Here is a 218-nt window from a genome sequence, read left to right on the forward strand (position 1 = left end):
TGTTATAGGGGCACATTCTTCAAGTATAGGTAAAATAGATCAAGATAAACTTTTTTACTTACTGAGTAGAGGGTTTGATGCTAAAAGTGATAAAAAATTAGTTGTTGAATCATCATTTGGGCCTGTATTTGACGCGATAGTAGAGGAATATATAGTAGTAAAGTTAAAGGAAATCTCGGAAAGAAGTTTATAATGGAGGAAATAAAAAAGGAATTTCC

At 31.2% G+C, this 218-nt stretch carries 1 protein-coding gene; it reads left to right on the forward strand.

Annotation, left to right across the window (positions count from 1 at the left end):
• The coding region (locus AYC60_RS03885; protein WP_197416952.1) for a SufD family Fe-S cluster assembly protein at nt 1–193 on the forward strand (193 nt) is incomplete at its 5' end.
• Nucleotides 194–218: the final 25 nt, after the last annotated feature.

Source organism: Streptobacillus felis (assembly GCF_001559775.1).
Taxonomy (GTDB): Bacteria; Fusobacteriota; Fusobacteriia; order Fusobacteriales; family Leptotrichiaceae; genus Streptobacillus; species Streptobacillus felis.